Here is a 26,991-nt window from a genome sequence, read left to right on the forward strand (position 1 = left end):
ATGCGGCTTTTTTAATTCTTTAAAATGTATGAAACCAGTCAAGATAGAAAGCGATTACAAGCTTTCTATCTTTGCTTTTTGTTCAAGTAGCTTAGTTTTTGCATCGCTAAACTCAGCTAATTTTGCTTTCTCTTTAGCAAGTACTGCTTCAGGTGCGTTACTCACAAACTTTTCGTTTGCGAGTTTCTTTTCAACCTGCTCAAGACCTTTTTCTGCTTTTTCAAGCTGCTTAGCAATACGCGCAAGTTCTGCTTCTACATCAATCAGACCTGCCATTGGGATCATGATTTCAAGGTCGCCGATAAACGCAGTCGCACAAGCTGGTGCTTCGTCTTTGCTTGCAAGCAAATCTACCGTTTCCAGTTTTGCCAGAGCGCTTAAGAAAGCTTGGTTTTCTTCTAGACGACGTTTGTCATCTTCGCTTGCACCAGTAAGTAACACGTTTAGCGGCTTGCTTGGACTGATGTCCATTTCACCACGAATGTTACGGATAGCAATAATAAACTGCTTCACCCACTCAAGGTCTGCCATCGCTTGCGCATCAACTTTGCTTTCGTCGAATACTGGGAACGCTTCAAGCATAATTGTCTTCGCTTCGACACCTGCGATTGGTGCTACACGTTGCCAAATTGTCTCTGTAATATAAGGCATTAGTGGGTGCATCAAACGAAGTAAGCCTTCCAATACAGTGATAAGCGTATGGCGTGTACCACGCTGCTGCGCTTCATTGCCTTTAAATAGAATTGGCTTAGTTAGCTCTAGATACCAGTCGCAGAATTGGTTCCATGTGAACTCATAAATAGTGTTTGCCGCAAGGTCAAAGCGATAGTTATCCAAGTGCTCAGAGAACACCTTAACTGTATTTTGGAATTGGCCTAAAATCCAACGATCCGCTAGAGAATACACTTTTTCGTTATCGTTGAAGCCACAGTCTTGTTCTTCTGTGTTCATCAATACATAACGGCTAGCATTCCAAAGCTTGTTACAGAAGTTACGGTAACCTTCAAGACGGTTCATATCCCAGTTGATATCACGTCCCGTTGACGCCATTGCTGCAAGAGTGAAACGCAATGCATCAGTACCGTGTGCTTCAATACCATCGACAAATGTTTTGCGCGTATTCTTCTCGATTTTTGCCGCAAGCTGTGGTTGCATCATGTTGCCAGTACGTTTAGTCACTAGGCTCTCAAGATCGATACCGTCAATCATGTCTAGTGGATCTAACACGTTCCCCTTTGACTTAGACATCTTATCGCCATTTTCATCGCGAATAAGGCCAGTCACATAAACGGTCTTAAATGGAACTTGAGGTTTACCATCTTCATCTTTGATGAAATGCATGGTCATCATGATCATGCGAGCTACCCAGAAGAAGATAATGTCGAAACCAGTAACCAAGGTATCCGAAGGGTGGAATACCTTTAGATCTTCCGTATTTTCAGGCCAACCTAACGTTGAGAAGGTCCACAGTGCAGAAGAGAACCAAGTGTCTAGTACGTCTTCATCTTGGGTCAGCGCCACATTTGCATCAAGGTTATGGTTTTGACGAACTTCTGCTTCGTCACGACCAACATATACATTACCTTCGTTGTCATACCATGCCGGGATCCTGTGGCCCCACCAAAGTTGACGGGAAATACACCAGTCTTGAACATCACGCATCCAAGAGAAGTACATGTTCTCGTATTGCTTAGGTACAAATTGAATATCGCCATCTTCTACCGCCTTTACAGCAGGCTCTGCAAGAGGTGCAACGCGAACATACCACTGATCGGTAAGTAGTGGCTCGATTACTACGCCAGAGCGGTCGCCGTAAGGAACGGTTAGACTGTGATCGTCGATTTTCTCAAGTAGACCAAGCTGCTCAAACTCGTCAACAATTTGCTTACGCGCATCGAAACGGTCAAGGCCGTGGAAACGCTCTGGAATTGGTGCATCCATCGCTTCAAGTGGCTTACCATCAAAAGTAAAGCACTCACCCGTATTCAGAACAGCCGCGTCTTTGTTGAACACGTTGATCATTGGCAGCTCATGGCGCTTACCAACTTCGTTATCGTTAAAGTCGTGTGCTGGCGTGATTTTTACGCAGCCCGTGCCTTTTTCCATATCTGCATGTTCATCAGCAACGATAGGAATGCGACGGTTGACAATAGGAAGTAGAATTTCTTTACCAATTAAGTCTTGGTAACGTTCATCATCCGGGTTTACTGCAACACCAGTGTCACCAAGCATGGTTTCTGGACGAGTGGTTGCTACGATAATGTAGTCTTTACCATCTTTAGTGGTTACGCCATCCGCAAGTGGATAGCGCAAATTCCACATATGGCCCTGCTTGTCTTTATTCTCAACTTCTAAATCAGAAATCGCAGTGTGTAATTTAGGATCCCAGTTAACTAGACGCTTACCACGGTAGATTAAGTCGTCTTGATATAGGCGAACGAATACTTCTTTTACAGCTTCAGACAGGCCGTCATCCATCGTAAAACGTTCTCTATCCCAATCTACAGACGCACCTAAACGACGTAACTGTTTGGTGATTGTGCCACCTGATTGCTCTTTCCATTCCCAGATTTTATTGATGAATTCGTCACGGCCTAAATCATGGCGTGATTTACCTTCTTCGGCTGCAAGCTTACGCTCAACAACCATCTGAGTGGCGATACCGGCGTGGTCAGTACCCACTTGCCATAGCGTGTTTTTGCCCTTCATACGCTGATAGCGGATCAAAGTGTCCATGATAGTGTCTTGGAACGCGTGGCCCATGTGTAGACTACCTGTGACATTCGGCGGTGGGATCATAATCGAGTATGCGTCACCATTGCCTGATGGCTTAAAGTAGCCATTTGACTCCCAGTCTTGATACAAAGACTGTTCAATATCTTGTGGATTGTAGGTTTTATCCATTACACAGAACCCTAAAAATGCTATTTCTCAATGTCTTCAGTGGAAATTGTTGCGCCAAGTGCACGAAGTTGCTTAAAGCGTTCTCGTGCGGCTTGCTTAGCGCTGGCTTCAACAGGCACAAAATCTATCACCTGTTCAAAGCGACGAATAAAGTCAGGGACGACCCGAGCTAGATTAATAAGCACGGGGCGACGAGCAGCAGGAGGCATAGTGCCAATTTCCACCGGTGCGCCGCCTTTGGGGCCTTCGCCTTGTAAGTTGTGGGGCACAAACCTGTCTGCGTCAAAACACCAAAGGTGCTCATCGAATAAATGAGCGTCGTCAGTATTATCGACGTTAACAAAGATACGGTGTCCAGCTTGATATAAGCTCGCCGCAGTTTGTGCTGCCAGATCAAAATGAGCCGGAACGCTAATCCCCGGCTCATCGTTTTGTTTTAACACGTAAAAGCGCGCTTTGATAGTCATGATAATAATACCAATTGCGAGGAGTACTGAGGTTTGCCACAGGCTCCACAGCAGCTCAATATCTGTAATCTTGTTTACCGTGATAGCGTAGACGAAGAAAATCAGTATGCGCGGCTTAGTTTAAAACTAATTATAGCGCCACTTAAATGCACATAAATAAGCCTGTATTCTGCCATATAAAGGCAATACCATCAATCAAGAAGCAAGAGAAGAAGAATAAAATATGGCAAGTGGTGGGAAGTGCTTGCTGAGGTTGTTTAGTTGCTTTGTAGTGTTAATTTGGTGCGGGATATAGTCGCGGGGTAAACCCGCTGCTACGGTTTGGATTAACCTTGTGTAGCTGCGACTTTATGTCGCGGGGTAAACCCGCTGCTACGGTTTGGAATAACCTTGTGAGCTGCGACTTTATGTCGCGGGGTAAACCCGCTGCTACGGTTTGGATTAACTTTTTGCAGCTGCGACTTTATGTCGCGGGTAAACCCGCTGCTACGGTTTGGGTTTGCCTTGTGTAGCTGCGACTTTATGTCGCGGGGTAAACCCGCTGCTACGGTTTGGAATAACCTTGTGAGCTGCGACTTTATGTCGCGGGGTAAACCCGCTGCTATGGTTTGGATTAACCTTGTGTAGCTGCGACTTTATGTCGCGGGGTAAACCCGCTGCTACGGTTTGGATTAACTTTTTGCAGCTGCGACTTTATGTCGCGGGGTAAACCCGCTGCTACGGTTTGGGTTAACCTTGTGTAGCAGCGACTTTATGTCGCGACTTATGCTTGTTAAGTGTCGCGACTAGACTATTAGTCTTGCTGTGCGTCCGTGATATTGGCGCGGTTAAGTAAATATTGCATCAGCATAGGCACAGGACGACCTGTAGCGCCTTTGTTCTTGCCGCTGCGCCATGCAGTACCTGCAATGTCTAAATGCGCCCAGTTGTACTTTTTCGTAAATTTAGACAAGAAACACGCGGCTGTAATTGTGCCAGCTGCGCGACCACCTAAGTTCGTAAAGTCAGCAAATGGGCTTTCAAGTTGTTCTTGATAATCATCCCAAAGCGGCAGTTGCCACGCTCTGTCGCCACTTTGTTCTGACGCTTTTAGCAAATCATGGGCAAGCGGGTTATGGTTAGATAATAAACCTGTCGCATGGCTACCAAGCGCAACAATACATGCCCCCGTTAATGTCGCAACATCGACAACGGTTTCTGGCTCGAATGCTTCAACGTAAGTTAGCGCATCGCACAGTACTAAGCGGCCTTCGGCATCCGTATTGAGTACTTCAACGGTTTGACCGGACATGGTGGTTAAAATATCGCCCGGACGGTAAGCATCGCCCCCTGGCATATTTTCGCAGCCAGCTAAAACACCAATTACATTAAGTGGCAGTTGCATTTGTACGACAGCTCGCATTAAGCCAAGTACGCCTGCGGCTCCGCCCATGTCGTATTTCATTTCATCCATCGCTTCGCCAGGCTTGATAGAAATACCACCCGAGTCAAATGTTAAGCCTTTACCCACGAATACGATTGGTGCTTGGCCTTCGTCACCACCGTTATAGTGGATAACCGACATCACTGATTCGTTGCGACTGCCACGGCCAACCGCTAGGTATGAGTGCATACCTAGTTCTTCCATTTCTTGTTCACCAACAAGGTTAACGGTAACGTTATCAAAGTCTTCAGCCAACTGTTGTGCTTGCTCGCCCAAATAACGAGGGTTGCAGATATTTGGTGGCATATTCGCAACATCTTTACACAACTTACTACCAGCGGCGATAGCAAGACCGTGCTCAATCGCGCTTTCACCGATTGTTAATTCACGGCGCGTTGGTACGTTAAAGACGATTTTACGTAGCGGGCGTCTAGCCTCACTCTTTTTGCTTTTTAGTTGATTAAAGGTATATAGGCAATCTTGCGTGGTTTCGACCGCTTGGCGAACTTTCCAGTAAGTATCACGACCTTTAACATGTTGCTCAGTCAGAAAACATACCGCTTCCATTGAACCAGTTTCATTTAACGTATTGATGGTCTTAGAGATAATTTGTTTGTATTGTTTATCGTCGAGCTCTCTTTCCTTACCACAACCCACTAACAAAACGCGTTCGCTGAGTACATTTGGTACATGATGAAGAAGTAGAACTTGTCCTGGTTTGCCTTCAAGATCACCACGTCTGAGTAAATTTGAGATATAGCCTTCGCTTATTTTATCCAGCTGTTCACCAATTGGTGAGAGACGGCGCGGCTCGTATACACCTACAACAATACATGCACTACGCTGTTTCTCTGGACTACCACTTTTAACGCTGAATTCCATTGCGACTCCTGAGTCTTTGTCATGTCATTTTGAACTTTTTATGCCAACACACTTTCCTACATTAAAGTCATGAATATGCTTTAACCTTAGGTAGGATATTCCGGCGCATTGACATATAATAAAGTGACTAAAATAATCAGTTTACTCAATTTTTCCCACTATTCCAGTGAAACAAGACGTTTTATAGGGACGAACATTGCTTATTTTCCGCTATTTAACGGGTGAAGTACTAAAATCTCAGGTTGCGGTTTTTCTCACCTTAATGACAATATTTTTGTCACAAAAGTTTGTACTCATTCTGAGCTCAGCGTCTGAAGGGAGTATACCGGGTAAGTTAGTACTTGCTATGCTTGCGTTAAAACTGCCACAGTTGGCCGGTTATATTTTACCGCTTAGTCTCTTTCTTGGGATCATTTTAGCCTATAGTCGCATCTACGCCGACAGTGAAATGACAGTACTGCGCGCCTGCGGGGTCAGTGAGTGGTATGTGGTTAGGGTGACTTTAGTCTCTAGTGTATTTTTTGCATTACTGGCCGCTTGTGTGAGTATGTATATTGCACCTTGGGCGAGCGAAAAAGAGTACCAATTAAGAGAGCAAGCCGATGCGGAGTCGGGGCTTTCTACTCTCAGAGCCGGTAGATTTCAGCAAACGGGCAATGAAAAAGCGGTGGTATTTGTTCACGGTATTAGCGAACAAGGCCGCGAATTAGACAAAGTGTTTGTCGCGCAATTGCCCGAGAAGGACTCAAATCAAGCCGCTCGTTTAGTGTATGCGCAAAAAGGTGAAGTGATTGAGCTTGATAGTGGTGAGCAGCAATTACTCCTTCATGAAGGTAAGCGTTACGAGACTGATGGCTTCAGCCAAGCACTTAATCGCACTGAATTTGGTACTTACCAAGTGCAAATTAAAGAACAAGAAATTGAACACCAGCGCCGCAAATTAGAGGCTATTCCAAGCTTACAGTTACTTGAAATGGATACGCCAGAAGCAAAAGCGCAATTTCAGTTGCGATTATCGGTGCCTATTTCCATTTTGTTACTCACTCTATTGGCTGTACCACTGAGTGTGGTTAACCCAAGACAAGGCAAGTTCGCTAAGCTCGTGCCAGCAATTACGCTATATTTGGGGTATTTCATTTTACTCAATGCAGGCAAGTTTCTGTTAGCAGAAGAAAAAGTACCAGCCTCAGTCGGTCTCTGGTGGATCCATTTAAGTGTGCTCTTTATTGGCGTTTATTTAATTGCGAAAGGAAGACCTTTTGGTGTGTGGGTTCGCTCGGTATTTATGAAACGGGAGACGACGGCATGATGAAGACGCTAGATTGGTACTTAGGGCGTAGCATCTTACAAACCACAGGTTTCGCGCTATTAGTTTTTGTGGGGATCAATACGCTTATAAAGTTTATTGAGCAATTACGCTCGGTTGGTCGTGGCAGCTATGATTTACTTGGCGCCATGCTCTATACCATTTACAGCATGCCAAGCGATATTGTTGTATTTTTCCCGATGGCTGCGTTGATTGGTGGTCTGATTGGCCTTGGTGCACTTGCCTCAAGCAGTGAACTAATTGTTATGCAAGCGGCTGGGTGGTCGCGTTTTCAAATTATTATGTCGGTGATGAAAACGGCAGTGGTGCTGGCGCTACTGATGATGGCGCTTGGGGAGTGGGGCGCACCAAAAGCGGAGCAAACCGCAAAACGGTTAAAAAACGAAGCAATTTATGGCGGTGAAGTCTACAGCGCTCAGCGTGGTGTTTGGGCGAAAGATGGCGGCAATTTTATTAACATTGGTAATGTTGAAAAAAACGGTAAGCTTAAAGATATCGCAATTTATTATTTCGATGACTCACTAACACTGGCAAAAATCGTACGCGCTCAGTCGGCGCAAAGCATCTCTAACGGCTGGCAATTGCAAGACGTGGAAGAAGTGCATATCGATCAACAGCAAATTACAACGCATTATTCAAAATCAATGCTTTACGAGTCTGAATTAAGTGAAGACAGGCTAGGTGTTGTGTCGATAGAGCCCGATGCTTTGTCTTTTACAGGGTTATGGTCATTTCTTGCTTATCTAAAGCAAAATGAGCAAGATTCAAGTAGCTATGAACTCGCGCTGTGGCGTAAGGTGATGCAGCCGCTCACAATTGGGGTAATGCTGCTGGTGGCTTTGTCATTTATCTTCGGGCCACTGAGGACGGTGAGCATGGGCGCGCGGATTATTATGGGCGTGGTAACAGGCTTAGCTTTTCATCTGAGTAATGAAATTTTTGGCCCTATCGTGATGGTATATCAAGTTCCACCGGTGGTTGGCGCGTTAATGCCGAGCTTGTTATTTATTGGATTGGCTATCCATCTGCTGAAGAAACAAAATTAACGTTTTGAGTTAGGTAAAAATATAGGTCTCATATTGAGGCCTATATTTTTTATGGACATGGCTAATGGAATAGGCTGCTATTTGAAGCTTAGATTAATCTAAGCTGTTATACACCTTTTTATTTTCCTCTTTGCTCAGTACCACTACCTCAGTGCCACACAGCATATCCTGAAGCGATCTTTTCTTTTTAAAGTCTAACAATACTATCAGATTACCCAGTCCAAGTAGCGCGCATAGGCTACGAGCGATTGCTTTTGGCCAAGTTAACAGTGCTCCGTCGGGGGTTTGCACTTTTAAGCGCCACGCACGCATGCCGATAGTTTGGCCGCTCTTAGTCCAAAAATAGGCAAAAAACAGCACCGAAACCAGCACCAATAACATGGCTCTAAGTGTATATAAGATAGGATCCGCTTGGATCAGCGCCGATACGTCTTCATGATTGCCAAGCGCGAGCAGGTTAAATGAAATTAAGGCATTGATGGTTAGTAAAAATAACACGGTAGTCAGCATTGCGAACGCGACGACCACTAAGCTGTCGTATATAAGTGAAGCCAAGCGACGGCTGAAATTCGCTGGAGCAAAATGTGACATAACAACTCTCATAATTACAAGGTTGCGGAGTATTTTACACATAAACCGGTAAAACGTTTACTGAATTACGTTAACTAATGGACTAGCAACGCCTTGTCTTTGCCGTTTTAGCAGAAATAAAGTTGACTTTAGGGCAATATTTAACTGATTGTGCGCAAATAACAAGCAGTTAACGCCTTATTGCAAAAAAATTACTTGCCGTTCTTAATCGCCTTTGTATAATGCAATGCATAGAGACGAAGGCAAATAAAAAAAGCCTGAGCTCAAAGTGGTTTTTCTTTATTTTCTCTTGTTTTAGAAGATGAAAGAAAAATTATGCCAGTGTGATGGAATTGGTAGACATGACGGATTCAAAATCCGTTGCCTTCGGGCGTGGCGGTTCAAGTCCGCCCACTGGTACCACTTTTTATAACCCTAACCGATTGGTTGGGGTTTTTTTATGCCTCGAATTGTAGGTCGAGATTTATCTCGACGAATTAGATTAATTGGCTCAGTGGATTGGTTTCTCTCTACAGACCAGCCTTGTGCAACTGGACTTGGGCGCCACGCGGGTGGCGCTAATACAGGTTAAGAGTCCGCCCACTGGTACCACTTTTTAAAACCCTTGCTTTTTAGCAAGGGTTTTTTTATGCCTCAATTGTAGGTCGAGATTTATCTCGACGAACGAATTGGTCTTATCTCGACGAATTGATTTAAGCAAGCGTCACATCACAGGTGCTATTCGTCGCTACAAATCAAGCCACCTCCACGATTCAACCCATTATTCTAAACTGACAGTTACTTCCTCACAAAACTGGCAGTTTTTGATAGATTGCCTATGCTTTTGTAATTAAATTGGTTTATTGTAGATTTAAGCAGCTAAATTTTATTAGGCAAGAGAGGCGATGAAGGTAACCGTAGAAAAGCAAACCATAGTGCTGTTATCGTTGTTTACCATCGTGTTCTGGAGTTTGACTTTCTACGCGGTAAATCTTATTTCTCACTCTATTGTGGTTCAGGAAGTAAGCGAAAGAACCGAAACGGTAAGGTCTAACATTTCACTTGTCCGCGCTAAAATTGAAAACGCCATATTTATGGACACCTATCTGGCTGAGAGTTTAGCGACCTTTGTTACAATCGATCCTGACTTTGCAATTGAGCATTGGTCTCATGTGGTTGCTAAAGCCGTTGAAAAGTCGACGCTGATTCGTCATGTGGGGCTTGCACCCAATAATATTATTAGTCATGTCTATCCAGTTGAAGGGAACCGAGCGGCTATCGGTTTCGATTTTCGCACTAACTCTGAACAATTTCGCACTGTTGAAATTGCAAGAACCTCTCAAAAAGTATTTATCGCAGGTCCATTGCAGCTAGTGCAAGGCGGTGAAGCCTTGATTGCGAGGTTTCCTGTATTTTCGGATTATCCGAGGAATGAAAACTACTGGGGCGCAATTAGTGTAGTTTTAGATTATCAAAAGCTGCTTGAATATAGTGGCATTAACGAATTGGACAGTGCCACTTTAGCGATTCGAGGTCGAGATGGGCTAGGTGAACAGGGGGATGTCTTTTATGGCTCTGCTACCTTGTTTGAAACACCAGATTTAGTCATCCCAATCAATTTACCATCTGGTGAATGGCAGCTTGTGGCTGATTATCAAATAGACGAGAACACCTATGCGGAGGCAAGGCAACAAGCTCAGATTTTGGTTACTGCTGTTGCCTCAATATTGTTTCTCTCGTTATTAGTACTCTATCGTTCGTATCACTTAGCACATACCGCCTCGTTGCAAGATGATTTAACTAAGTTGCCCAACCGTCGCTATGCGATTAGGCAACTCAATACGCTACTTGGTCGTTCAGAGCAACCGTCATTTGTGCTGCTTAACCTCGATCTAAATAATTTTAAACAAGTAAACGATAAGTTTGGTCATGAAGTGGGAGATAAGCTGTTGCTTCATGTCTCGTCAATTTTGATGAATTCAGTGCGTGTGTACGATTTTATCGCGCGATTGGGGGGAGACGAGTTTGTTATTATTTTACACAGAGTATCAGAAGACGCTTTGGTTAACTCAATTATAAAAAACATTAAGGAGCAGGTTGAAAAGCAACCGCTACAAATTGATAGGCACACTATTCAAACGACAGTAAGCGTTGGTTATGCTTTTCCTTCAGCAAATCAAGATAGTGTTTCAGAACTCATGGCTCGCGCCGATCACAGCATGTATTACGATAAAAATATGTCGCAACGACAGCAAAAAGAAAGTGAGGTTTTGGAAACAAATCAGGAAACCCACTAGAACTATACTAAGCTTACAGAGTATCAATTAAGTGAGAATGTGCCGTGCAGCTAAAGCAGTCAGTTCTATTTTTCAAAATTGCCGCGTTGACTTCTGCGATTGTGATCATTTTCGTCAGCTGGTTTTTGTATTACGAAGTGAGCCGTAGTGCTCGCCTTACTGCACAACTTACTCAGCTGCAAACCGCTCTACAACGAACCATGGATCAAGAAGAGCATATTCTTATTCGAGCACAAAAAGATGATGTTTCTGTCATCCCACAATTAAAGTACAGCTATCAGGATAGCTTTAGTAACTTGCTTAATTTTATGGCCAATGAAGAGGCCTTGCTGCCTTTGCTATTACAGCTCGATGAACTGTCAAAAGCCTACTTTGGTAAACTAGATGAACTTATCCGTTTGCATGAACAACTCGGCTACGACGAAAATGCAGGTATTTATGGTGAGTTCAGACGTAGCGCTCATGCCTTGCAGGATCGAATTTCTGGTAAAGCTATACCTCAGTTGGAAATTGCCATATTGGAATTAAGGCGTAGAGAAAAAGACTTTTTGTTAAGAGCAGACTTAAGTTATTTGCAGCAGCATGAACAACTCGTCATGCATGCTGAGCAACTAATCAAAGACAGTGGGCTAAGTGAAGAGATAAGCAATTTGCTTAAACGTTATGAAGCGGGTTTTGCAAGCTATGTTGCTATTTTGCGAAAGCTAGGTTTGCACGATGGTGAAGGCGTACGTGCGGAGCTATTCACCGAGAAGCAAAAATTAAGAAGCCAGTTTGAGCTAGTATCAATCCGTACCCAAGCCGTTACGCAAGAACGTAAAGAAAGTATCATTTTATATGGCCTCATTTTAATTGTACTGATGAATATTGCTGTGCTTATCTTACTGAATTATCAAAATAGCAAAGTCACACGGCATATACTGGCTATCAATAAAGTACTCGTAAAAGTTGCTAAGCTTGAAGACTTTAGTTTAAGGGTGAATATTGACGGTAACGATGAGATTGCACAAATTGCTCATCAACTCGATGACCTATTAGCATTTATTGAGACCTTGCTTGCGCGCCTAAGCGCAGCGCAGCAACGCTTAATCGAAGAAGCCAAAATGGCGAGTTTAGGAAATATGGTGAGTGGCTTTGCTCATGAGCTTAATACGCCGCTTGGTGTTGCTATTACCAGCCAATCTCATTTAAAAGAGCAAGTCGCGACACTAAAATCGCAACTTGAACTTGGTAAGTTACAGCGGCAAACCTTGACGACACTAATTACTGAGGCAGAAGCCGCGCTATATTTATTAGAAAATAACCTCCACCGCACAGCCTCGCTGGTAGATGATTTTAAGCTTGTGGCAGTGAATCGAGAGTTTGAAGAAAAGAGCACGTTCAACCTTAAGCATTTAGTTAAAAATGTCTTTGATTGTTACCAATCAGAATTAAACCAAGAAGACTATGCCATTGAACTCGAAATCCCCGAAAACTTAACTTTAATCAGTTACCCATCGGTGTTTAGCCAAGTTGTTGGGTACAGTATTAACAATTGCATCAAGCACGCCAAGATTGACGGGCAAAAGCTAAATATTGTGGTATCTACCGTGTTAATTAATGATTATATCCATTTTTATTTTAAAGATGACGGCGCGGGAATAGATAAAGAGCTATTGCCTGCTATTTTTGAGCCTTTCGTCACTTCAAAGCGTTTTTCGGGGGGGACAGGGCTTGGCTTGAGTATTGTGTATAACTTAGTAACACAAAAGTTGAAGGGCGAAATCAAAATGCAAAGCCCTGCGCATGGTGGTGCCTGCTTGCATATTATTTTAACCGGAACAGAGTTTAATTTTACAGAAGAGTAAGTAACCTGAGCTTCGGATAATTAACGCCTTTCTAGCAGCCAGTTTTTGTGCTAACTGCGTTGAATTCACTTCCAATAGCTAGCTATTGGTGCATAAATTCGTCTTGCCTACAGGATGTAGGTACCAGGGCGGTAGCAGGACGCGAGAGCGGGGTTATCCCCAAAACTCTCTGGCTAGATAAGGAAATAATTTAATATGAGTTTAAAAGCAATTAGTTAGCTCATTCCTTATCCAAACCTCAGGTTAAGTAATCTCAGCATGGAATAACAACTCGCTCTCTAGCGGCCGTTATTTCTTAGACCGATTTGCTTATCTGAATACAGCTTATGTAAGGTAAATAAAGTAAAAAAGCCAGCGTGACTGAGCATGCTGGCTTTTATTCGGTTCATTGGCAGTAGGTATTAGCCTTTTTTGCTCGCTACCCACTCATCAACAAATGATTCAAGCACGTTTAGTGGAACTGGGCCATTTTTCAGTACGACGTCGTGGAACTCACGAATATCAAACTTATCGCCTAGTTCTTTCTTAGCGGCTTCACGAAGTTCTAAGATCTTCAACATCCCCACTTTATACGCTGTAGCTTGTGAAGGCATAACAATATGGCGCTCTACCATCTTCACTGCGTCTGACTTAGCATTAGGTGTATTATTTACGTAGTAATCAATACCTTCTTGACGTGTCCACTTCATTGCGTGGATCCCCGTATCTACCACTAAGCGGCACGCACGCCATAATTCCATCGCTAAGCGACCAAAATCTGAATAAGGGTCTTCGTATAACCCCATTTCTTTTGGTACAAGCTCAGAATATAAACCCCAACCTTCGATGTATGCAGTGTAGCCACCAAACTTACGGAATTTAGGCATATCTTCTAGCTCTTGAGCAATCGCTATCTGCATGTGGTGACCCGGAATACCTTCGTGATAAGCCAAGGCTTCCATTTGGTAAGTCGGCATCGCTTCCATGTCGTAAAGGTTGGCATAGTAAACACCAGGACGTGAGCCATCAGGCGCAGGTTGCTGGTAGAAAGCTTTACCGGCTGATTTTTCGCGGAATGCCTCTACGCGTTTTACTATCATGTCCGCTTTTGGCTTAACGATAAACAGCTCATCCAAGCGTGACTTCATATTATCGATCATCGCTTTGGCTTCGGCTAAATATTGTGCCTTACCAGCTTCTGTATTTGGAAGGTAAAACTGTTTGTCGGTTTTCATGAACTCCATAAAGGCTTTTAAATCGCCTTTGAAGCCCACTTTCTCTTTGATTGCTCGCATTTCGTCATGAATACGCGCCACTTCAGATAAACCGATTTCGTGAATTTCTTCAGCGCTTAATGCTGTGGTTGTCGTACGTGCTAGGGCGTTATTATAAAACTTTTCGCCGTTAGGGAACTTCCATGCACCATCACGATTGTCTGCTTTTTTCTCAAGTTTATGTAGGTAACCAATCAACTTGTTATAAGCAGGCTTTACTGCTGTTGTTAGCGCGTCTGTTGCTTCTTTTACCAGCGCTGATTTCTCGTCTTCACTGATTTCAAGTGTTGCTACTTTGCGTTTGAAGTCAGCCAGTAACGTTGAGTCGTCACCCGCAGCAAATGGTGCACCTTTGATGATATTTTCACTTGATTCAATGACGTGAGGGAAAACGAATTTCGGTGCAATAATACCTTTGTCCGCACGCGCTTTTAAGTCAATGATGAGCTGATCAAATACAGCCGGTACACCGTTTAAACGTGAGATATAGGCTTTGGCATCTTTCACATCGGTAATTTGATGCTGGTTGATTAAAAATGCAGGCACCATTGAGTGTGTACCATACATCTGATTTACCGGATATGAGTGATAACGCCATTTAAAATCAGCAATGGTGTTTTCAAGACCTTGCTTGAATAAGTCGTAGCTCACTTGCGTATTGGCATCTAGCTTACTGCGATCAATTGCATTAAGCGCAGCTAAGTCTTGTTTCGTCAGTTCAAGATCTTCAAGTTGGCGCGCTTCGCTGCCGTCATCCCACTTGTCGTAGTCTTGTTTGATACCCATATAAGTTTGGTAAACTGGGCTACGCATTACGCCACGGGTAAACGACGCTTCAAAAAGTGCGTTTGCCTTTTCTACTTCACTTTTTACGACTTGTTGTTCAGCTTTTGGAGCAGGTGCTGGAGAGTGTGTGGTTTGTTGACAGCCAGCAAAAAGCGCGACGCTTACCGCTGCTGCTAAAATGGTTAATTTACGCATTTTATACCCTTTTATTATATGTTGCCGAATGGCGGTTTTCATGCGGGTTGCAGTGAATATCACCCGCATAATTTCTATATTAAACAAATAACTCTAGCAGATCGTTGAGGTATCGGTGGCCTTTATTTGTAACTAGCCATGAATCGTTGGTTTCCTCAATCAAACCCTTATCTACGGCCTCAGCAATTTGCGTTGCAATAGCGCTAAGTTCAAGACCAGTGTAGTCAATAAACTGTTGTTTTGATGCAGCAGTTTTTAAACGGAATACATTCATAAAAAACTCAAATGGTCTGTCATCGTTTGCAACATGCCATTGCTCATACAAATAGGGTTTACTCAGATCCATATAGCCGCGAGGGTGTTTTACCTTTACGGTTCTTAAGATCTGTTGCTGCTCAGGCAAAGTGATTTTGCCATGTGCACCACAGCCGATCCCGAGATAATCGCCAAATTGCCAATAATTCAAGTTATGTCGACATTGAAATCCCGCTTTGGCATAGCCTGAGATCTCATATTGCTGGTAGCCGTGCTCTGCAAGTAATGCCTGACCTTGTTCTTGGATGTCCCACAGTGTTTCATCCTCAGGTAAAACCGGAGGCTTAGAGGCAAACTGCGTATTTGGCTCAATGGTTAATTGATACCAAGAAAGGTGTGGCGGTGCCATCGCAATGGCTTTTTCTAAATCACTTAAGGCATCGCTAACCGATTGATTGGGAAGACCATGCATCAAATCAAGATTAAAGCTATTTAATCCTGCTTGATGCGCTTCTTGAGCGGCATTGAGCGCTTCTTGCTCGCCATGAATACGACCAAGTTGAGTAAGCTTTTCCTGTTGTAAGCTTTGCACACCTATCGAAATACGATTGATGCCAGCCGCGACATAATGTTTAAAACGATCGGTCTCAACTGTGCCTGGATTCGCTTCTAAAGTGACTTCAATGTCATCCTCAAAACCAATTAGCGCCTCAATTTCACTGAGTAAATAGCGGTACGCTTCACCTGAAAGCAGGCTGGGGGTGCCACCGCCAATAAAAATACTACTGAGTTTACGGCCTTGAACATAGTGAAGATCGGCTTTGATATCGTGGAGCAAATGTTGAATATATTCCGTTTCAGGAATATCGCCCTTTTTACCATGGCTGTTGAAATCACAGTAAGGGCACTTTTGCACGCACCAAGGTACGTGCACATAAAGACTTAATGGAGGTAGTTTCACGCGAGGCCTTGAAAGTGACTGACGAGTTGTTTAAGTGCCTGTCCTCTATGGCTGATTGCGTTTTTTTCTTCCTTGGTTAGCTCTGCTGATGTGCAGTCTAAACCTTGTACCTTAAAGATTGGGTCGTAACCAAACCCTTCTCGGCCTTGTTGCGTTGTGGTGATTTCACCTTCCCAACTTGCCTGACAAATAATCGGCGTTGGGTCGTCAGCGTGGCGCATATAAACTAGAACACACCAAAAACGGGCGCTGCGCTCAGTTTGTTCACCAAGCGCTGCGAGTAAGTGATCAATATTTTTTTGGTCGTCGGCGTTTGCGCCAGCATAACGCGCTGAATATACTCCAGGTGCGCCGTTTAACGCGTCTACCTCAAGGCCTGAGTCATCGGCAATGGCAGGCAAGCCAGAAATCTTAGCTGCATGACGAGCCTTGATAATGGCGTTTTCCACAAAGGTCGTGCCGGTTTCTGCAACCTCTGACACGTTGAAATCACTTTGCGGTAATACCTCAATGTCATACTGATTTAGCATCGCGCTAAGCTCTTTGACTTTACCTTGGTTGCCCGTGGCAAGTACCACTTTATTTGACATATTTTCTCTACTCTACATAAAACTTTTGTGAGAACGTGAGTTTGCGGCTTTGCTTACCTTCACTGATCTCAATGTCGAAACGAAAAATATCTTCATCGTCGTAATCTAATTGGGCAAGATAGTATATTGCCTCACCTTCCACGACTTCTTTAAACTCTAGCTGTACGGTTTTACCAAGTAAGTTTTTGGCGCTACCTGCAACGCGTGCCTTAACTGCGGGCTTTCCTGGCTTGTCGGCCAAGACCGAGATATTTACAATCGCTTTGTTACCGCTACGAATTAAGCCATACGCTTTTGCAATGGTGGGCTGAACAAAGGTGGATGGGAAGGCGATATAATGCACTTCCCAAGGACCTAAGTCTTTAAATTGGCCGCCTTGTTCATCTTGAGCGAATGCGATTGGTGCAAGCAGCATCATTAACGCAATAATAAATGATTTCATTTGGATGCTCCTATCTCAGTAAATCCATCATTAGGATCTGCAAAAATTGCATGCCGATAATTAGGACTAAAATAGATAAGTCCAGTCCGCCTAGTGGTGGGATAACCTTACGAATAGGTCTTAGCATCGGCTCTGTTAATTGCTCGAACACGGCGGCAACTGGATTGTAGCCTTGCGCTACCCAACTTAAAATGGCACGAATAATAAGGATCCAGAACACCAGACTAAATGCTTCTTTAACTACGGTAATAGCACCACCAATCAGCGCGCCTAAAGCGTCAAAGTAACCACCGAATAACGCCATCAGCGTCGCCATTTTGGCAAAACCAATAATGAATGCCAGCACCAAAGAGGCAAGATCTAAACCGCCTACACCCGGAATGATTTTTCTCAGTGGGTTCACGGCAAAAGAGGTTGCTTTAACAACCGCTTGACTTAGCGGGTTATAAAAGTCCGCTTTGACAAGCTGCAACCAGAATCGTAGTAATACGACCATTAAAAATAGATCAAATACGATCCCGATTAAAAATTGCATGGCATTCATTGGTCACCTTTAGATTTCTTTTTCCATTGCTTCTGCGCGCGCGATACATGCATCCATCGCGTCCGCTACGGTTTTTGGTAATTGTTGTGCTTTTAAGTGCTCAACGGCTGCGTGGGTTGTGCCACCTTTAGAGGTGACGTTAGCGCGTAGCTGAGCGATGCTAATTTCTGGTTGTGATAATGCCATTTCAGCTGCGCCTAGCGCAGTTTGCTGCACAAGCTTTCTGGCTTCCTCAGGACTGAAACCTAGGGCTTTGGCCTTTTCTTCAATGGCTTCCATAAATAAGAAGAAATACGCTGGAGACGAACCCGTTACCGCAATAACGTCGTTGATTTTCGACTCTTCATCAAGCCACAGGGCAATCCCCGTGGATGAAAATACTTGCTCAACATAGTCTTTTTCTTCATCGCTGATATCTACGCCATACAAGCCAGACACACCACGTCCGAGCAACGATGGCGTGTTAGGCATACAGCGCACCATTTTGACCGGTTGGCCGAGCATTTCTCTCAGTCGTGCAACGGTAATTCCGGCGGCGACAGAGATAAACAGTTTATTGCTAATATCAATATCTGCATCTTGAAAGGTCTGACACAGCTCGGCCATCATCTGTGGTTTTACAGACAAGACAATGACGTCAGCCGCGGCGACTGCTTCTAGATTATCTTGTGTTGTTCTTACCGATAATTGCTCTGCGACTTTGGCAAGTTTCTCTGCATTGCGGTTGGTGGCAATAATAGACTGCGCGTCAAAGCCACTTTTGATCATGCCACCGATAATGGCATAGCTCATATTTCCCGTTCCAATAAATGCAATTGTCTTGTTTGACATTGTGTTATTCACCTCACTGTCGTTTGCCAAAAATATCAGTACCAATGCGAACCATAGTGGAACCTGCTGCAATCGCAGTGTCTAAATCGCCACTCATTCCCATCGATAAGGTATCTAGCTGTTGATATTGGTCCTTTAGTCTATCAAAGCAAGCGCGCATTTGCTGGAAATATTGTAATTGCTTTTGTTTATCATCGGTTTGCTCTGTGATAGTCATTAAGCCACGAAGCTCCAATTGACGACAGTCATTAATAAACTGCGCCAGCGTATCAACCTCATTGGGATGACAACCTGATTTGTTGTCATCACCGCTAATATTGACCTGCAATAGCACCTTGAGTGGCTTTAAGTTTGTTGGTCTTTGCTCATTTAGCCTGCGTGCGATTTTCTCTCTATCCACGCTTTGTACCCAATGGAAGTTTTCGGCGACTAATCTTGATTTATTGGACTGGATTGGACCAATAAAGTGCCATTCAAGCGCTTTGTTTTGCTTAAAATAGGTAACTTTATCAACCGCTTCTTGTACGTAAGATTCACCGAATTGGGTTTGACCTGCCGCAATCGCAGCCTCAATATCTGCGATAGGTTTGGTTTTAGAAACCGCGAGTAATTGTACTGTTTCGCTGAATTGACAGTTTTGCTTGGCTTTTTCTATCCTGCCGTAGGCGTTATCTAAGCGTTCTGCTATTGTAACCATATAGTACTAGTGCTCATTGTGGAGTTATAAATGGATATTACAGAATTATTGGCTTTTAGTGTTCAACACAAAGCATCTGACTTACACCTTTCTTCAGGTGTTTCCCCTATGATCCGCGTTGACGGGGACGTACGTCGGGTGAATATTCCGCCGTTAGAAGTAAAAGACGTCAGCAGCCTCATCTACGATATTATGAATGATAATCAACGTCGTGACTATGAGCAAAACCTTGAGGTAGATTTCTCGTTCGAAGTGCCAAATCTGGCGCGTTTTCGTGTTAACGCCTTTAATTCAAATCGTGGTCCAGCTGCGGTGTTCCGTACCATTCCAAATCAAGTGCTGAGTTTAGATGATTTGGGGGCACCAGACATTTTTACCAAAATTTCCGACAACCCACGTGGCTTAGTATTGGTAACCGGCCCGACAGGTTCTGGTAAATCAACCACGCTGGCTGCGATGGTGGATTATATTAATAACAACAAACATCACCATATTTTAACCATCGAAGACCCGATAGAATTTGTTCACAACAACAAGCAAAGCCTTATTAACCAACGTGAAGTACATAGAGACACGCACAGCTTTAACGCGGCGCTGAGAAGTGCACTCCGTGAAGATCCTGACGTTATTTTAGTTGGTGAATTACGTGATCTTGAGACCATTCGTTTAGCGCTAACTGCCGCGGAAACAGGTCACTTAGTATTTGGTACTTTGCATACTACCTCAGCACCAAAAACCATCGACCGTATTGTGGACGTGTTCCCAGGTGAAGAAAAAGACATGGTGCGTTCTATGCTGTCAGAGTCGCTACAAGCGGTGATTTCACAAACGTTGGTGAAAAAAGTTGGCGGCGGGCGAATAGCAGCGCATGAAATCATGCTCGGGATCCCCGCTATTCGTAACCTTATTCGTGAAGATAAGATTGCACAGATGTATTCGGCAATTCAAACCGGTGCAATGCACGGTATGCAGACCATGGATCAATGTCTTACAAATTTATTAAACCGTGGTTTGATCACACAGCAAGATGCGCGTGCAAAAGCGCACGATAAAAATCAGTTTAATAGCGGCTATTAGGTAGTGGTGTAGCGATGAATATAGAACCGTTTTTGCAAACGATGGCTAATCAGCAAGCATCCGACTTATTCGTTTCGGCTGGGCTTGCGGTGAGCGCCAAAATCGATGGCGAACTTAGAGCCTTAAGTGAAGAAAGCTTAGATGCCGAGCAGTCACTGAATCTTGTTACCTCGATTATGAGCGATAAGCAAAAGCAAGAATTCTTTAACACTAAAGAGTGCAACTTTGCGATTGCCAATGATATCGGGCGTTTTCGTGTTTCAGCATTTTGGCAACGGGATTGTGCGGGCATGGTTATTCGCCGTATCGTTACCGCTATTCCAGATGTTAATGAGCTAGGTTTGCCGTCGGTACTGACCGATGTGATCATGTCCAAACGTGGCTTGGTGTTATTTGTGGGCGGTACGGGCACGGGTAAGTCAACCTCGCTTGCTGCACTGCTCGGTTATCGCAATCGTAACCAACGTGGCCATATTTTGACCATTGAAGATCCCATCGAATTTGTGCATCAACACCAAAAAAGCATCATTACTCAGCGTGAAGTGGGCATTGATACTGACAGTTTTGAATCTGCCTTAAAAAGTTCATTACGCCAAGCGCCAGATGTTATTTTAATTGGTGAAATTCGCTCGCAAGAAACCATGGAGTATGCACTGAGTTTTGCTGAAACGGGGCATTTATGCGTTGCAACTTTACATGCCAATAATGCTAACCAAGCCATCGACCGTATCATGCACTTAGTCCCCAAAGAAAAGCACGATAAATTGAAGTACGATTTGGCGCTGAACTTGCGCGCTATTGTGGCGCAACAACTAGTGCCTTCTTCAAAAGGCGAAGGTCGAGAGGCGGCCATTGAAGTGTTACTGAACTCCCCACTCGTTGCCGAGCTTATTAAAAAAGGCGATATTGGCTCGATTAAAGAGGCAATGGCAAAATCGAAAGACATGGGCATGCAAACCTTTGATCAAGCGTTGTTTGAGCTTTATAAGCAGCAGCGGATCAACTATGCCGACGCACTACATCATGCTGACTCGCCAAACGATCTGCGCTTGATGATCAAGCTGCAAAATAATGAACAAAAAGGTGCGGGCTTCCTACAAGGGGTTACGGTAGATGGGTTGGATTCGAAGAACTAAACGCAGCTACCTATTCGCTTTTGTGCTGAGCTTTGCTGGTGTACTTAATGCCAGCGAAGCACTTAATGTTTTTATTAGAGATGATGTCCTAGCAGATTATCAACGTTTTGTTGGTGAACGCGACGTCACAAAAATTACCGATTTTAGTGGCCAGTATTTACGCCGTGATGTTGTCGATATGGTGATAGCACAGCAAGCCTTGCAAAAAGGTGGCTTCGACAAAGCATTTATTTTTACGCCAGGCTTTGTCAGTTTTCGTGAATCCAATTTGCTTGAAAAAGGGGAACAACTACTTCACTTTGATAGTTATTGGAAAGCAGACCTTGAAAATAAAGGTCGGCTGCTTTTTATCAGTGAGCCGGTTATTCAAAAAGGTCAGTATTTTGCTGGTATTTATCACGGGATAGATAATCAAAAAGTAAAGCAGCTACAAGCGGAGCAAGGGCTCACCCAGCTAACTTCGGTATCGAACCCTAAGTGGCAGACTGATTGGCAAACCTTGGAGTCACTTCCGCTTAAACAGCTTCATGCTGAACCAGATTGGATGTCACAAGCGCGTATGGTGAGCAAAGGTTGGGTCGACTTTATGTTGATGCCGCTTATGCCGAAGCTAGATAATCGCTTTGTTTTGGAAGATGTTGAGCTCATTGCTAATGAGCATCTAGTCGTGCTGTTAAACGACAGCAGACATTTTGCGGTGTCTCGGCTTCACCCAGAAGGTGAACGAGCGTTTGCTGCATTACAAAAAGGCCTTGCAATACTACGTGAGCAAGGCCGGATCACTAGCGCGTATCAGCAAGCAGGGTTAATACCTGATTTGAATAAGTACCAAGTCGTAAACCCTGCACAGGAGCTTCGCTAGTCATTTATACGCCTACTCGCGGCTAGAGTTGCTTTGCTAGCTGTACAAAAACGGCGATTTCACCATAGTGTTTAGAGGAATAAGAGTTGCCTTACTGCTGGTGATTGAAAGCGTTGAGAGTCCGTTAAATATGATGGACTTTTACAGTTAGCCGTACCTTTAATATCAGTACTGAATTTTTGATATTAAAGGTCGGCGCTAGATTGATATTTTTAGTGTGTTATCGCTACACCGACTACGCCGTGTATAAATATCAATTCACTTGGTGGAAAATAAAGCTCAACAGGCCCAAGAGTTAGTCAGGCTATTCCCACATTGCTTCAAAGTAGCTTTCGAGAATAATACAAGCGGACATGCCGTCTACCTTACCTTTTGCGAGGTTCTTATAGCCACCTTGTTCAAATAAGCGTGCTCTGGCGTCAGCTGTCGTCAAGCGCTCATCTTGTGTTTCTACCGGCAACCGGAAGTGGTTATGCAGGCGGTTGGCAAACTTTTTTGCCCTGAATGTTAAATCTTGATTGGTACCATCCATATTCAGCGGTAGACCAACCACTAATAAATCAGGTTGCCATTCGTTAATAAATACGGCGATGTCATCCCAATTTGGAATACCATCATTTGCCTTTACAGCACCTAAACTTGATGCGGTTGCAGTGATTTCTTGGCCGATAGCCAAGCCGATACTTTTAGTGCCAAAGTCAAACCCGATGACGCTACGTTTACCTTTAGGCACTTTCTCTTTTTTGTTTTCCATGAATACTTCGTTTATTAACCTAAGCTCAAAATGACAGGCTAGTTACGCATGACCCGCTTGCGAGCTTAATTGTGCAACGTCGATACCAAGCATTTGTACTGCTTTTTCCCAACGCTTTTCGGGTGGCGTATTAAATATGATTTCGGGGTCTGCCTCGACGACTAACCAAGTGTTTTCTTTTAGTTCTTTCTCTAGTTGACCACTTACCCATCCAGCATAGCCCAAGGTGATGATAAAACCTTCGGGAGAGTGTGATGACGTTAAAGAGGCTAAAACATCTTTTGATGTGGTGATCATAATTTCGGAGCTAAGCTCTTGGCTTGAGGCGTAACCAAACTTTGGCGTATGTAGTACAAAACCTCTGTCGGTGTGAACAGGCCCACCGGCGTAGATATTTACCTTAGCCGCTTGGCTAGATTTGTCGTTATCGATATCAATTTGATCAAGCAATTCGCCCACGGTGATATCGATAGGGTGGTTTACCACCAACCCCATCGCACCATCTTCGCTGTGTTCACAAAGATAGGTTACCGTATGATTGAAAAAAGGGTCGTCCATGCTGGGCATTGCCACTAAAAAGTGATTAGCGAGTGATTTCATAACCAGACCCCCTTAATGGTTAGTTTTTAGTATGGTCGAGTTTTCGCTCGATCGCATCATAAAACTTATCCATAATTGAAATGTCATACGCCGCTTCAATTTCTTTCACGCAAGTTGGTGCGGTCACATTGATTTCGGTAAGTTTATCGCCAATGATATCTAGGCCAACGAATATCAGGCCCTTTGCCTTCAACGTTGGGGCAATGGCTTCGGCAATTTTCCGGTCCGATTCGCTAATAGGTCTTGCTTCACCACGGCCACCTGCCGCGAGATTACCACGAGTTTCCCCGCCTTGTGGAATGCGAGCCAAGCAGTATGGCATCACTTCACCATCTACCACTAACACGCGCTTATCACCGTCTTTAATGGCTGGGATATAGTTTTGCGCCATCGCATAGCGAGAACCATGCTCGGTAAGTGTTTCGCAGATCACGCCAATATTTGCATCATCTTGTTTTACTCTAAAAATAGACGCGCCGCCCATCCCATCTAAAGGCTTGAGAATGATATCGCCATGTTTAGCTAAAAACTCGCGAATTTGTGATTGATTACGCGTAACCAAAGTATCTGGAGTATGTTCGCTAAACCACGCAGTAAAGAGCTTTTCATTGGCGTCGCGCAGGCTTTGTGGTTTATTTACCACAAGCGATCCCGCAAGTTCAGCGCGCTCAAGAATATAAGTGGCGTAAATATATTCAGTGTCAAAAGGCGGATCTTTACGCATTAAAATAACGTCAAGGTCGCCCAAATCGATTTCTTGTTTCTCAGCTAGTTCATACCAATGGGAAGTATCGTCAAATACCTGCGCTTTTGCTGCGGTCGCTTTGGCAACGCCTTGGTACAAGAAAAGGTCATTCATTTCCATGTAATACAATTCATAGCCGCGCTGTTGTGCCGCCAGCATCATGGCAAACCCGGTGTCTTTTTTAATGTTAAAGCCACTGATTGGATCGGAAATGATCCCTAATTTAATCGTCATAGACGCTCCCATTGCGCTTGCTGAGTTTACCCATGATATGGGGGTTGCTCTGTGTATTTAAAGTGCTAAATCGCCAAATTGCAGCTGTAGTGCGCTCAGTACCGTTAGCGCTGCGGTTTCTGTACGTAGTACACGTGGGCCTAAACGGACATCCACAAACCGTTGTTGAGCGGTGGCGTCTAGCTCTTCATCGGTAAAGCCGCCTTCAGGGCCCACTAAAAAGCGGATCCCAGACTGGGTATATGGCAGTGTTTTTATTGAATGTTCGGCGCGAGGATGTAGTGTGATTTTTAACTCGTCGCTTTGCTGTGCAAGCCACTCAGACAACTCCATCGGCGGGTGAATAACAGTGATGGTATTACGTCCAGATTGCTCGGCCGCGGCAATTGCTATCTTTTGCCATTGCTGGTGTTTTTTTGCTAGACGCTCACCACTTAATTTAACGCCGCAGCGTGTGGTAAACAAAGGGGTGATTTCGCTCACGCCCAGCTCTACCGACTTTTGAATTGTGAAGTCCATTTTATCACCGCGAGAAATCCCTTGCCCAAGATGTATGGCTAGTGGAGATTCTACATTTTTGTCTTCAAATGATTCAGGTACAGCAACAACTTTCTTTTTCCCAACTTCACTTAATTGACATAGGTACTCGCCGCCTTGTCCGTTGAACAGGCTGACTTTATCTTTGGTTGTCATTCTAAGCACTCGGCCTATATGTCCTGCGGCGTCATCATCCAAAGTAACTGGCACACCAATGGCCAAAGGCGAGTCTTGATAAATATGTGGAATACGCATAATTCGATTATTCAGTTGCTGTTTTGTGGCAATGGTAAGCGCTCGCGCACGGTTAGTCTACATCATCCTGCCACTTTAGCTTTACCGCATAGTAACCCGGTGAGCTTGGCAAGCATCAAGTCAGGGTCGGGGAGGCCAGCGGTATCCGGATGACAAGATAAGTGATTGATTAATGCTTGTGAGTGCAGTTTAGTGATCTGAAAACCTTGCGGGGATTGTTCTATTAAAAACCGGTGGGGGTGAAGAGAATCAAAAATAAAGCGCTGCTCTTCGGTGGCTAAATGATAGTCCAGAGAATAGAGCAGCACGGCATGAATGTTATGGTGACGATGCAAATAGCTGGCAAGTTCAGAGACGCTGATTTCATTGTCAAAGTCACAATAACAGTAGTCTTTTATTTGCTCTTTAAACATCATCTTGAGCATTTGTTTGGTGTTGTCACCTGCGATAATAATATTACTGGCTTGGCTAGAGCGCACGTTTTGCAAATGCTCGACGAGTTCTTGGCTAAAATCCCAATTGCTATCTACCAGTAAAAATCCATCACTTAAAGCATTCATGCAGTATTGCGTTACACCGAAAACAAGTTAATAAGTAAATAGCCTATGGAGCAGAAAACCGCAAACTCCAAACATGCGATACCAACGTTATCTTGGTGGTCTACCTCTAGGCCAATATTGACCTTAGGTAAGGATAAATGCAGTAATATGTAGCTACCAATGTAAAGAAAAAGCCACATTACACCGCAATGCATGACAACCGAAAACAAGTTTTCTACCACTTTTGCACCATGGTAGGGAGCGCTGTGCAGTCCCGCATACATGGCTAAAGAGAGGCCGATGGATTTGCCCGCATACCGAATACCAATCGAAGTGTTTCTGAGATTAAAATTTTGTTGTAAAGAAGCACCTTGGTTAAACTTGGCAAAGCGACTTTCTCTGATTTTACTATCTAGCGTATAAAGCAGTTGCAATAGCATAAAGCCAAGGGCTACGACTAATAGATCGCTCCAGCCTTTCGGATGCACCCAATGATATAAACCAAGCACCAATATGGTGTTACCGAGTAACATGCCTGAGTCCACCATCGCGGCGCAGATATTTTGCTTTAAAATCGCTTCTTCTTCGTCAAACTGATACAAAATCCATTTGCGATGGATCCATTGGCCGAAGTATACAAAGGCAATAATCAACCCAATATGTAAGGCCACTTGCAGAGGGTGTGCCTGCGCTCTCACCACACCTAAATCATTGAATAAGTATGCAACACAAACACACAGCATCGTCACTTGACTGGCATAGCTGATCCCAAGTGCAAAGTTGTCACGTTGTGCGAGCTCGTCATCCAGAAGATTGTTGGCGCTACGCTGGATCATTAAGCGCAGCAAAATAGTCAAACCGCAGACAATGACAAAGCAAATCAAAATCGCTAAAAAGTTGATATTGTTTAAAGACAAGTAACTCATACTCAGTGT

25 protein-coding genes and 1 tRNA gene are annotated in these 26,991 nt (G+C 44.0%); 9 read left to right on the forward strand and 17 right to left on the reverse strand.

Translation table 11 applies throughout. The features are described from left to right. Window positions 1-54: 54 nt before the first annotated feature. From BB427_RS11920 to pepA, 3 genes are all read right to left on the reverse strand, one after another. Window positions 55-2,904 (reverse strand): valine--tRNA ligase, encoded by a 2,850-nt coding sequence (locus BB427_RS11920; RefSeq protein ID WP_069020907.1) that lies wholly within the window; start codon window positions 2,902-2,904, stop codon window positions 55-57. A 20-nt stretch (window positions 2,905-2,924) separates the two neighbouring features. Beyond that, window positions 2,925-3,371, reverse strand: a complete 447-nt coding sequence (locus BB427_RS11925) for a DNA polymerase III subunit chi (RefSeq protein WP_010377414.1) — start codon at window positions 3,369-3,371, stop codon at window positions 2,925-2,927. Between the two features lie 793 nt (window positions 3,372-4,164). Beyond that, entirely contained in the window at window positions 4,165-5,676 is a 1,512-nt protein-coding gene (gene pepA, locus BB427_RS11930) for a leucyl aminopeptidase (protein WP_010377415.1), read from the reverse strand. Window positions 5,677-5,872: 196 nt separating this feature from the next. Between pepA and lptF the strand changes: the two genes are divergently transcribed. Then, window positions 5,873-6,985 (forward strand): LPS export ABC transporter permease LptF, encoded by a 1,113-nt coding sequence (gene lptF, locus BB427_RS11935; protein WP_045988567.1) that lies wholly within the window; start codon window positions 5,873-5,875, stop codon window positions 6,983-6,985. Next, a complete protein-coding gene (gene lptG / locus BB427_RS11940; protein ID WP_017217017.1) occupies window positions 6,982-8,049 on the forward strand; it encodes an LPS export ABC transporter permease LptG in 1,068 nt (355 codons plus the stop codon). The genes lptF and lptG overlap by 4 nt, the downstream gene beginning before the upstream one ends. Window positions 8,050-8,142: 93 nt before the next feature. On the opposite strand, the gene BB427_RS11945 is transcribed toward lptG, so the two are convergent. After that, on the reverse strand, window positions 8,143-8,640 hold the full coding sequence (locus tag BB427_RS11945; RefSeq protein ID WP_069020908.1) for an RDD family protein: 498 nt from the start codon (window positions 8,638-8,640) through the stop codon (window positions 8,143-8,145). Window positions 8,641-8,957: 317 nt separating this feature from the next. Between BB427_RS11945 and BB427_RS11950 the strand changes: the two genes are divergently transcribed. From BB427_RS11950 to BB427_RS11960, 4 genes are all read left to right on the forward strand, one after another. After that, window positions 8,958-9,042: transfer RNA gene (locus BB427_RS11950), tRNA-Leu, on the forward strand. 37 nt (window positions 9,043-9,079) lie between these two features. After that, window positions 9,080-9,211, forward strand: coding sequence for a hypothetical protein (locus BB427_RS24800; protein WP_260491979.1), 132 nt, complete (start codon window positions 9,080-9,082; stop codon window positions 9,209-9,211). A 313-nt stretch (window positions 9,212-9,524) separates the two neighbouring features. Continuing rightward, window positions 9,525-10,916 carry a diguanylate cyclase domain-containing protein gene (locus BB427_RS11955; RefSeq protein ID WP_069020909.1) on the forward strand — a complete coding sequence of 464 codons (1,392 nt, stop codon included), beginning with the start codon at window positions 9,525-9,527 and terminating at the stop codon, window positions 10,914-10,916. Window positions 10,917-10,960: 44 nt separating this feature from the next. Then, window positions 10,961-12,763: a sensor histidine kinase gene (locus BB427_RS11960; RefSeq protein WP_069020910.1), complete on the forward strand. Its 1,803-nt coding sequence runs from the start codon at window positions 10,961-10,963 to the stop codon at window positions 12,761-12,763. Between the two features lie 401 nt (window positions 12,764-13,164). On the opposite strand, the gene BB427_RS11965 is transcribed toward BB427_RS11960, so the two are convergent. The 7 genes from BB427_RS11965 to BB427_RS11995 form a co-directional block, all read right to left on the reverse strand. Then, window positions 13,165-14,997, reverse strand: coding sequence for a DUF885 domain-containing protein (locus tag BB427_RS11965; RefSeq protein ID WP_069020911.1), 1,833 nt, complete (start codon window positions 14,995-14,997; stop codon window positions 13,165-13,167). A gap of 79 nt (window positions 14,998-15,076) precedes the next feature. Then, entirely contained in the window at window positions 15,077-16,213 is a 1,137-nt protein-coding gene (hemW, locus tag BB427_RS11970; protein ID WP_069020912.1) for a radical SAM family heme chaperone HemW, read from the reverse strand. Beyond that, on the reverse strand, window positions 16,210-16,803 hold the full coding sequence (locus BB427_RS11975; protein ID WP_069020913.1) for an XTP/dITP diphosphatase: 594 nt from the start codon (window positions 16,801-16,803) through the stop codon (window positions 16,210-16,212). The genes hemW and BB427_RS11975 overlap by 4 nt, the downstream gene beginning before the upstream one ends. A gap of 7 nt (window positions 16,804-16,810) precedes the next feature. Beyond that, entirely contained in the window at window positions 16,811-17,245 is a 435-nt protein-coding gene (locus BB427_RS11980; RefSeq protein WP_069020914.1) for a DUF4426 domain-containing protein, read from the reverse strand. Between the two features lie 10 nt (window positions 17,246-17,255). Next, complete coding sequence (locus tag BB427_RS11985) at window positions 17,256-17,789, reverse strand: YggT family protein (protein WP_069020915.1); 534 nt, start codon at window positions 17,787-17,789, stop codon at window positions 17,256-17,258. A gap of 9 nt (window positions 17,790-17,798) precedes the next feature. Further along, entirely contained in the window at window positions 17,799-18,620 is an 822-nt protein-coding gene (proC, locus tag BB427_RS11990) for a pyrroline-5-carboxylate reductase (RefSeq protein ID WP_039494449.1), read from the reverse strand. Window positions 18,621-18,633: 13 nt separating this feature from the next. Further along, complete coding sequence (locus BB427_RS11995; RefSeq protein ID WP_045989162.1) at window positions 18,634-19,317, reverse strand: YggS family pyridoxal phosphate-dependent enzyme; 684 nt, start codon at window positions 19,315-19,317, stop codon at window positions 18,634-18,636. A 30-nt stretch (window positions 19,318-19,347) separates the two neighbouring features. On the opposite strand from BB427_RS11995, the gene BB427_RS12000 reads away from it, so the two are divergent. The 3 genes from BB427_RS12000 to BB427_RS12010 are packed head-to-tail and all read left to right on the forward strand — an operon-like array spanning window position 19,348 to window position 22,392. Next, window positions 19,348-20,394 carry a type IV pilus twitching motility protein PilT gene (locus BB427_RS12000; RefSeq protein ID WP_069020916.1) on the forward strand — a complete coding sequence of 349 codons (1,047 nt, stop codon included), beginning with the start codon at window positions 19,348-19,350 and terminating at the stop codon, window positions 20,392-20,394. 14 nt (window positions 20,395-20,408) lie between these two features. Beyond that, window positions 20,409-21,530: a PilT/PilU family type 4a pilus ATPase gene (locus BB427_RS12005; RefSeq protein WP_010607713.1), complete on the forward strand. Its 1,122-nt coding sequence runs from the start codon at window positions 20,409-20,411 to the stop codon at window positions 21,528-21,530. Continuing rightward, entirely contained in the window at window positions 21,508-22,392 is an 885-nt protein-coding gene (locus BB427_RS12010) for a hypothetical protein (RefSeq protein ID WP_069020917.1), read from the forward strand. The genes BB427_RS12005 and BB427_RS12010 overlap by 23 nt, the downstream gene beginning before the upstream one ends. Before the next feature lie 304 nt (window positions 22,393-22,696). On the opposite strand, the gene ruvX is transcribed toward BB427_RS12010, so the two are convergent. The 6 genes from ruvX to BB427_RS12040 all read right to left on the reverse strand — a co-directional run bounded on the left by ruvX (window position 22,697) and on the right by BB427_RS12040 (window position 26,982). Next, complete coding sequence (gene ruvX / locus BB427_RS12015) at window positions 22,697-23,146, reverse strand: Holliday junction resolvase RuvX (protein WP_017217006.1); 450 nt, start codon at window positions 23,144-23,146, stop codon at window positions 22,697-22,699. Window positions 23,147-23,188: 42 nt separating this feature from the next. Further along, complete coding sequence (locus tag BB427_RS12020; protein ID WP_010379034.1) at window positions 23,189-23,746, reverse strand: YqgE/AlgH family protein; 558 nt, start codon at window positions 23,744-23,746, stop codon at window positions 23,189-23,191. Window positions 23,747-23,765: 19 nt separating this feature from the next. Further along, complete coding sequence (gene gshB, locus BB427_RS12025) at window positions 23,766-24,725, reverse strand: glutathione synthase (protein WP_010379037.1); 960 nt, start codon at window positions 24,723-24,725, stop codon at window positions 23,766-23,768. 57 nt (window positions 24,726-24,782) lie between these two features. After that, the gene (gene rsmE, locus BB427_RS12030; RefSeq protein WP_010379040.1) at window positions 24,783-25,517 is read right to left on the reverse strand and encodes a 16S rRNA (uracil(1498)-N(3))-methyltransferase; all 735 of its coding nucleotides are present in this window, start codon (window positions 25,515-25,517) and stop codon (window positions 24,783-24,785) included. Between the two features lie 62 nt (window positions 25,518-25,579). Next, complete coding sequence (locus BB427_RS12035) at window positions 25,580-26,077, reverse strand: hypothetical protein (protein ID WP_039494456.1); 498 nt, start codon at window positions 26,075-26,077, stop codon at window positions 25,580-25,582. 11 nt (window positions 26,078-26,088) lie between these two features. After that, window positions 26,089-26,982 (reverse strand): DUF350 domain-containing protein, encoded by an 894-nt coding sequence (locus BB427_RS12040; RefSeq protein ID WP_069020918.1) that lies wholly within the window; start codon window positions 26,980-26,982, stop codon window positions 26,089-26,091. Window positions 26,983-26,991 lie beyond the last annotated feature (9 nt).

The organism is Pseudoalteromonas sp. BMB (genome assembly GCF_001709235.1).
GTDB lineage: Bacteria > Pseudomonadota > Gammaproteobacteria > Enterobacterales > Alteromonadaceae > Pseudoalteromonas > Pseudoalteromonas maricaloris.